The sequence below is a fragment of the Enterobacter sp. 342 genome, assembly GCF_036663495.1.
GTDB lineage: Bacteria > Pseudomonadota > Gammaproteobacteria > Enterobacterales > Enterobacteriaceae > Enterobacter.
The window spans coordinates 1-8,050 of the sequence record NZ_JAWUEI010000063.1 but is presented as its reverse complement, the minus strand read 5'-3'; the positions used below and the strand labels follow the sequence as shown (position 1 = coordinate 8,050).

Here is an 8,050-nt window from a genome sequence, read left to right as displayed (position 1 = left end):
CGCTGCATCGGCGCGGGGGAGTCACGGGGTGACTACGCCTTAGCGTGCTTTATTTTCCGAATTCTGAGACGACCCCTGTGTGTTGAAAGACAAGATGAGAACCATGATGTGTACGTAGGTAAATTCATCCAGTTACATGTAGCCGCTAATAAGAGCCTTAAGATCGTCGAAATGGGCGATGTGAAACTGGTGGCCATAACCAGCTCGATTCCTACCACTTTTAATGGTGGGATAAAGAGATACAAAGGGGTTACGTATGTGTCACTTTCCCAAACAGCTCAAACCACTATCGACTTCCCGAAGCGTATCTACAAAGAGGGCCAGGAATGTACTTCTGTCACCAGTCCTGACCAAGGTCCTTTCGCCCGGGATGTTAGGTTGAATTGCTACGGGCGATGTGTTGTCACCGGCGTAAGGTCCCCCTGGCGTACTGAGGCCGCGCACTTAACGCCACGTCATGAAGAAGGCATTCCCGACGTAACGAACGGAATTTTACTTCGCCGTGATATCCATACACTGTTCGACAATGACCATTGCGCCATAAACCCTGACACTATGAAAATTTACTTCAGCCGGGAGGCCCGGGAGTTGGATGATGATCTCCTGAAATGGCATGGGAATGAGATAGAGACGACACGCATGCAGGTTCCGGTTAACATCGAAAACCTTCGGATACGATGGCAAAAATTTAAGGCTAAGGATCGTCAGCGTAAATAAAGCCATAAGCTGAACCACGGCGAGGATTAGTCTTGTTCACTAAATGACAGCGAGAGATTAAATGCAAACCCAAAAAGATATTACAGTTGGCCAGATCTGGGAAGAAGTGGATCCAAGACTGATCCGGAAAGTGCGAGTTGTTGAGGTGGCCTCGTTAGAAGGGCCCAAAGGCATCCTAATCGAAAACGTGGAGTCTGGTCGTAAGAACTGGGCGTCGTCATCCCGCTTTAATGGAAAGCGTGGAGGGTATCGTCTTATTTCCTGAAGGTTTTGCCAATATGGGAAACTGAAGAGGTTGAAACCATCCCGGTGAGGGAGCATATCTGGTAAAGAAGAGTCTTTAAAAAGGTTTTACGCGACCTGGGATAATAAACGGGAAAACGATACCCAAAAAAAGAATACAGCGATGATAACGATAAGGAATGGTAAGGGCTTCAATATTTTGAGAAATGACCTGGCTTACTTTGCATCTGCATTTCTAATCAAACTGTCCACATAGGGATCACAGCTCTTAGGTTCTGAATTTTTCATATGTTCTGTACCTGAAATTGATTCCGTATGAGAAAAGGCCACCGAAGTGGCCTCTATCAAAACTGGTGGCAAAAGTTAGATCAGGAAATCATCAAGACTTTTACCGGCTGCAATTTGTTCTGCCAGAGCTTTGGGGGTACGGCCCTGTCCAGTCCACGTTTTTGTTTCGCCATTTTCATCAGTAAATGAGTATTTGGCCGGGCGTGGTTCACGGCTTTTCTTGGTAGCCGTAGATTTGGCCTGGAATGAGCCAAGCAGCTCTTCCGGGTTGATACCATCTTCTTCCATTAACTTACGCAGGGCGTCAAGTTTCTCCTGACGAGCTTGCAGTTCGGCAGCTTTGGATGATTCTTCCTGACGACGCTCATCAACAATGACATTAAGCTTTTCGAGGATTTCCTCAAGTACTTCTAAAGGCAGCTCGCGGCCCTGGGCGCGAAGAGTACGAATATTGTTTAACGATTTGAGTGCTTCAGACATACGACCTCACTTTCTAATTCTTTGATAAGGATTTACTTAATCATAATACACTCTATAAGGAAAAAGATGCCAGCTTTATGTCTTCAGGTACAAAGATATCTTGCTAAGAATACTCCTTATCTTCCTTGTGCAGACTGTTTCGTGCTTTCGATGTTGTTCATGAGTCTTAAAATCTGCTCACTGTTTAGGGTACTCATGCTGTAAATCATCAAGAAGGAAGCGCAGAACAACATAAGCAATCGGAAAAGGAAACCATGCCAGTGACAGGCCATATATGGCGGAGATAAACATAGGGTAATTTAACTCACTTACAAAATTCGCTTCATTGTATTGTTGAATCGAAATGGCAGAAGCAAAAATTATAATTAAAGTAAGAAAAATCCACTCTAGCCATCTCTTTTTATAACAAGCATAAGCGAAAGCTGTAGGGTAAAAAATAAAGCAAAAAATTCCAGCTGCAATTACGTTCATAAAAGTAACTTTCCTGATAGCGCAGTTATTTTTCGAATGCAGCATCATGAACAACTGCCATAACATTGATGATTGGCTTTCTTTTTCTGAAGAACCTTCCGCGCGGCAAAGTTTCTCCCGCTTTGAGACGATAAAGCCAGAAAACATAAGCCGGAGGAACATTGCTGTCAAAAATATCTGAACAAGTTTGAACTGTGATGCCTACTGTATTGTCTTTCCTCATCTCTTTAAAAGTGCCTTGCAATGCAGCGGATAACGTCATTTTTAAGAAACCTTTTTCTGTTTGAACGGATAGACTTGACTTAGCTGGCTTGACTGTAATGTTTGCCACTAAAGATCCCTCGTTCTGAGGATGCAGGCACTACAAAGTTACCGTCAGGTCTAATCATACGAGTTTGGATGAAATTTTTGCCGGATTTGGTTTTTTCAACCTGGTGCTCGATCTTCCATTCTTCTTTGACGGGACCGGATGACAAATGAACTAGAACCGGTACTTTTTTACGTGTTCTATCCAGAACAATACAATTTGATTTATCCGTATCAACGCTTCCCTGAAGAGTATTCAAAGAGCAATTATCATATCCCTCAACCGGAACTGCATTACCTTGGATATCAATTTTGAATCCTCCAGCTATTACAATTTCGGGTGCATTATCATTTAAAGTCTCGTCATAGGCAGCATCAACTACATCGCAAGCAGTAAGAGTAAGTGACGATGCCACAGCAAGACACAATAAAGAAAATCTGTTTTTGAGCATATTTGAGACCTTTTATAAAAATAAAATAACAGGAGAATTGTATCATTAACAGTCTAGTTCTAACGACTACCACTTTTAAGTATGTATTGAGCCAGTTTTATATTCAGGCACACCATATTGCACTCTAGCTCTTTCATCATCCTAGAAGAACTCTTAATTAAGTATTCTTCAAGTGGGCCAGCATATGCCCCTGATGTCACGATCGTTAGTTGCGTAAGAGGATGAGTCAAACTCTCAATGCCCTTCAGGATGTCATTCTGGACAGCAGAAATATAAACAGGCGAAGCCGCAATCAAATATTCATCATTCGGACTGGACTGCATTAACTGGCTTATAGTTGCGCAACGGTTATGCTTTCCTAGTGATTTTGTGATGGCTTTCCACCAGAGATCATGCCTGAATGGTACTTGATGAAATGTCGCCTCGTAAGAGGGCACCCGATCTCGACTATTTAAAAACCCCATCCCGGCAGAGATTATCCACAACTCCAGATTTCTGGTTGAGTTTAAAATTTCCTTTGCCGTAGACCAGTGATTACCTGAATACAAGGACAATGCCGGTACCGCCTGATTACTTCTGGCGTCGTCTACAATGTTACTCCAGGCATATGCTGCGTCGTCCGGGGTTTGTTTTGGATCTATGTCCAATGTCGGCCAGACGTGGCCCTGATGATTCTTGCCCTTTGTACAGGAAGTGATTAAGTGTACTGAGCGTTCAGAGAACATTATCTTCCTTACATACCCATAGAACAGCTTTCTAAGAACGGTGGGCTCGCCTGAAAATTACAAATCAGCCCCTTTCACGGCATCATTTTGATTCTTCGCGTCTGCCCCCAGTAAGATGACCGGTTTTCTGCATGACAGTGTTATTCCTAACAAACGCAACACAAAACCACGCCAGCCAGAGCAAATTTTTTCATTTGCTGCGTAAAGCCTATTGTTTTCTCTTTTAAGCTTCGCCCACTCGTTACAGAGGGTAACATCATCAAGCGCTGTTATATGCTTCGCCTCACCTTCGACGATAACGGTATGGATACCGTATGCTGTAAATCTCATACTATTTTCCAGAACCCAGTTGCGGTATTCGTTGAGTCCACCTTCGGAACCGGTAGCTCTGCGCCACATTTCAATTTGCTTGTGTGATGGGTCAAGTGTACTTGTCATTGAAGCCTCGTCTCAGCGATAACGCTTGAAATAGCCCGCTTTGGTCAAAATGAAATTAGCCATCTGACTGGCGATTTGATTGTATCTTACTCATAGTGCCCAACCTATAGGTTAAAAAGGGGCATTTTCGCTTTATAGCGTGTTCAACATCATCAATCATCCCAAGAAAGGCTGGCTTATTAAGCCGGTCCATCATTTTCTGTATATCTCTCATCAATTTTTATATCCGGCCTGAAGTGCACCGTTCAAGCACACCGATCAGGCAGTTAGTCACTAGTTAACTCTTTACTAGAGACTAAATTCCATTGATTTACGTGACAACGTCACGTCATTAAGGTTTGCAAATGCCTAATTTTCATACTATGGGATTTAATTAGGAGTAAATCCCACAGGTTTACATAAAGCTGACATTTAAAAGTGTTAAAAATCAATCAGATAGAAAGAAAAGGCTCTCCGGAAGAACTCTTCTCATTATTTCGCCGCCCGGGGTTATTGCTGACAGATCTGAAAGTGCTAATATGTTAGTCATTAGTAATTAGTAAAGCCTTTACTAAACGCGTTTCTACGTAAATTCTATTGGTTTTAGAGGGTCCTACTGTCCGAAGACAATAAAGTTGTACACAAAGCACTAAAGTTGTAACCATTCTCAAAAAACGACGCTAATGTTGTATGCTTACTGAATGTGTGGTTATAGGGTTGGAGACTATAAAATGCACATATAGGTACGTATCAATGTCGTTTTTTGGGTACGATCATGGGTAGGGGTAGGCGTCTCAAATCCTATTTGGATTATGAAAATGCGCTAGGTGACGGCATAGGAGTGGGCTATGGCCAAAGTTATCAGCCCTGGCTTAGAGCTCAGGACGTTAAATCCCGTGGAAACCGTTCGATAGTCTTTGGCCTTAAGACGTTTCGAAACCATCATCATGGGGTTTGAGGGCCAATGATGTAAAAAACCACGCTAAGGAGATAATTCATTGTTTAAATTGAGATTTAACGGCCTCAATTCCCCCTTCATAATATCCTCCGGTAGTGTGAACGTATAATGTCCCAGCATGTTGATATGACCGTGCATCAGAGGCGAAAGCCGCGCGATATGTTCATCCTCTGGCCCTTCCCCGATGCTGCGCAGGTGCGACAAGGCTTCCTGCATATAAAGCGTATTCCACAGCACCACTGCGTTTGTCACCAGACCCAGCGCACCCAACTGATCTTCCTGCCCCTCGCGGTAACGTTTTCTGATCTCGCCACGCTGACCGTAGCAGATGGCTCTTGCAACGGCATGGCGGCCTTCACCCCGGTTCAACTGTGTTAGGATCCGGCGACGATAGTCCTCATCATCAATATAGTTGAGAAGATACAGTGTCTTGTTAACTCTTCCGACCTCCATTATTGCCTGAGCAAGCCCTGACGGTCGGGTACTTCTCAATAGCGATCGAATGAGTTCTGACGCATGAATAGTGCCCAGCTTCAGCGAACCGGCAACCCGCATCATCTCATCCCAGTGGCTTTCGATTTTAGAAAGGTCAACACAACCCCGCGCCAGTTTGTCCAACGCCCCGTAATTCGCTGCTTTGTCGGCCCGCCAGAACACAGCCTCACCCGCATCCGCCAGACGAGGTGAAAATTGGTATCCCAGTAGCCAGAACAGGCCAAAGATAATGTCACTGGTACCTGCTGTGTCCGTCATGATTTCAACCGGGTTTAGTCCCGTTTGTTGCTCAAGTAGCCCTTCCAGCACAAAGATGGAATCCCGCAGTGTTCCAGGAATCACTATGCCATGAAAACCCGAATATTGGTCAGAGACAAAGTTGTACCAGGTGATGCCGCGCCCTGAACCAAAGTATTTTCTGTTGGGGCCAGAATTCACCGTTTTCACTGGCGTGACAAAACGCATACCATCAGCGGAGGCTACCTCCCCGCCCCCCAGTATCCTGCCAACGCTAACGAGGACTGAAAATCAACCAGCCGCGCATTGGCGCTAACCAGCGTTTCTGCTCGGATGTAGTTCTGTTTCACCCAGCTCAGACGATGGCGAGTCAGTGCAGGGATATTGTGCTTGATCAGCGGCTCATGTCCGATATTGCAGGCCTCAGCCAGCATCACCGCACACAGGCTTATATGCAGATCCTGCGCACGGGCACCTGACTCGCTGACATGGCTGAATTCACGGGTGAAGCCAGTTCTGGCGTCAATCTCGAGCAACAGTTCTGTCAGGTCAACGGGTGGAAGCAATTGTCTGACTCGGCTGCTCAGTTGTATCAGCGCCGGTGGTTCATCCAATTTATCCAGGCTGCTGATGGTCAGCGAAGGATGTTTACCTTCATTGCAGATGTCCACGGCGGTATTGCGATCAAAACGTGATGCCACCGTTTTCCAGGTTTCATCTAACTGAGCGGCCAATTGCTCCGATGCTTTACTGCCATTAGTGGGGTGACCCAATGCCCGGCAGACTGGAACCCGCTGCGCCTGCCATTCCTCCCCCTGAAGAAGTTTTTGGCGCGGATCACCCCAACGATCGCTGTTTTCCAACCAGATGTCACGACGGCGTAGCGCATCCTGAAGTCGCTCCAGCAGACACAACGAGTAACCTGCTCGCTGTATCCGACCGTCAGCATCGTACACCAGGCGTTTCCAAGGGCCTGAAATGATATGTTCAGGTGCATCGTCCAGGATCCGTTTTTTCGAGCCGTTTAGCTCTGCCAGGTAATGGATGGCAGCCAAGGTATGTTCACCGTCTGGGGCCGCACGGAAGTGCAGATCGCGCAGTAGTGCGGGCAAAAAACGCCTTACCCGTCCGTATTGCTCCACCATTTCATCCTGAAAGTTTGTATCCTGGGGGCGGGCCAGTTCATTCACTTTTTCCACGGACTCTGCCAGTCTGGCGACAGACACACTGCTGAATATGGTCTTTCGCAGCAAATCATCGGCGGTATCTTCATCAAGTAAAAGTGCGCATGCCCGCGCCAGCAGCAACGCCGCGCGGTCAAGATCCTTGAGCGTCCTAAGTCGCTTTTTCTGCCCGGTTTTCTTCGCCTCCCGGGTAATATTGAGGATCAGCATATCCAGCACGTCAACGGCCTCGTCCAGCGCCGAGATTTCTTGCGCTTTCACGAATGCGGTAAGGATCGCCAGCCGCCGTTCTTCTGGCATTCTGCTGATATATTTCACCGATGCCATTCCGGCATAGCGTGCCAGATTGCGGAGCTGTATGGCGGGCAGCCCAGTGAAATTCAGACAGGAAAACTCCAGGCTGCGCAGGCGAGTGTAACGTTCAAGTGCTTCAGTGAACGCGGGGCCGCTGATAGTGACAGGGCCTCTTTTTAGGTGCTCCATCACTGAGAGTCGCTGTCCTTCGGGGATTTCAAGTAACCCAGCCAGTTGTGCGGTCTGCCAACGGTTTGGCAGCGCGGCCAATTTTCGCCACAAGCGGCGGGTCGCACGCTCACGGATTTCACCAATGACTCTCGTCAGGGTGGATGCGGCTGGCAACAACACTTTATTTTGAAGCAACCACGCGGTGGCAAAATCGAACATCAGTCCGGGGCGTTCATTACTGAGCCATGCACGGGTATACAGCAATCGCTTCAGTCTGAACGACCACGGGAAATCACCGAAATCATGATAGCTATAGTGCTGCCTGATAAGCCCGTGGTGCTCCCAACGTGTGTTTTCCCTTTGAGCATAGCGGGAAATGATCTCTGGATAGCGGATGTTAAGTTGCCTTGCGACATAAAACTGGACACCGGGCGGTATTTGCATGAGATCGGACAAGAAGGTTCCCAGAAAGCGGGCAGTTGTGAGTTGAAGGGCAATTCCCAACCGGTTATGCCTGCCCCTACGCAGGTTGATGAAAGGGCACTGTTGCAAAGTTAGCGATGAGGCAGCCTTTTGTCTTATTCAAAGGCCTTACATTTCAAAAACTCTGCT

General features: G+C 46.7%; 7 protein-coding genes and 2 pseudogenes. 2 read left to right on the top strand and 7 right to left on the bottom strand.

The window, feature by feature from the left end:
- Positions 1 to 717 (top strand): HNH endonuclease signature motif containing protein (locus V6E55_RS24360; protein WP_231330193.1); only part of this gene is annotated, 717 nt, incomplete at its 5' end.
- Positions 718 to 1,323: 606 nt separating this feature from the next.
- Here the strand turns inward: V6E55_RS24360 and V6E55_RS24355 are convergent.
- The 6 genes from V6E55_RS24355 to V6E55_RS24330 all read right to left on the bottom strand — a co-directional run bounded on the left by V6E55_RS24355 (position 1,324) and on the right by V6E55_RS24330 (position 4,120).
- Positions 1,324 to 1,728, bottom strand: coding sequence for an H-NS family histone-like protein (locus tag V6E55_RS24355; RefSeq protein ID WP_001287391.1), 405 nt, complete (start codon positions 1,726 to 1,728; stop codon positions 1,324 to 1,326).
- 177 nt (positions 1,729 to 1,905) lie between these two features.
- Positions 1,906 to 2,199 carry a hypothetical protein gene (locus V6E55_RS24350; protein ID WP_001100635.1) on the bottom strand — a complete coding sequence of 98 codons (294 nt, stop codon included), beginning with the start codon at positions 2,197 to 2,199 and terminating at the stop codon, positions 1,906 to 1,908.
- A gap of 25 nt (positions 2,200 to 2,224) precedes the next feature.
- A complete protein-coding gene (locus V6E55_RS24345; RefSeq protein WP_223152485.1) occupies positions 2,225 to 2,530 on the bottom strand; it encodes a hypothetical protein in 306 nt (101 codons plus the stop codon).
- Positions 2,502 to 2,957: a hypothetical protein gene (locus V6E55_RS24340; protein WP_000916941.1), complete on the bottom strand. Its 456-nt coding sequence runs from the start codon at positions 2,955 to 2,957 to the stop codon at positions 2,502 to 2,504. The genes V6E55_RS24345 and V6E55_RS24340 overlap by 29 nt, the downstream gene beginning before the upstream one ends.
- A 59-nt stretch (positions 2,958 to 3,016) precedes the next feature.
- Positions 3,017 to 3,682: a hypothetical protein gene (locus tag V6E55_RS24335; RefSeq protein WP_001447900.1), complete on the bottom strand. Its 666-nt coding sequence runs from the start codon at positions 3,680 to 3,682 to the stop codon at positions 3,017 to 3,019.
- A 57-nt stretch (positions 3,683 to 3,739) separates the two neighbouring features.
- Positions 3,740 to 4,120, bottom strand: a complete 381-nt coding sequence (locus tag V6E55_RS24330; protein ID WP_001371925.1) for a hypothetical protein — start codon at positions 4,118 to 4,120, stop codon at positions 3,740 to 3,742.
- A gap of 754 nt (positions 4,121 to 4,874) precedes the next feature.
- Here V6E55_RS24330 and V6E55_RS24325 point away from each other — a divergent pair.
- Positions 4,875 to 5,045 (top strand): annotated as a pseudogene (locus V6E55_RS24325) (TnsA endonuclease N-terminal domain-containing protein); the annotation flags it as partial.
- Positions 5,046 to 5,081: 36 nt separating this feature from the next.
- Here the strand turns inward: V6E55_RS24325 and V6E55_RS24320 are convergent.
- Positions 5,082 to 7,975 (bottom strand): annotated as a pseudogene (locus V6E55_RS24320) (Tn3 family transposase); the annotation flags it as partial.
- Positions 7,976 to 8,050 lie beyond the last annotated feature (75 nt).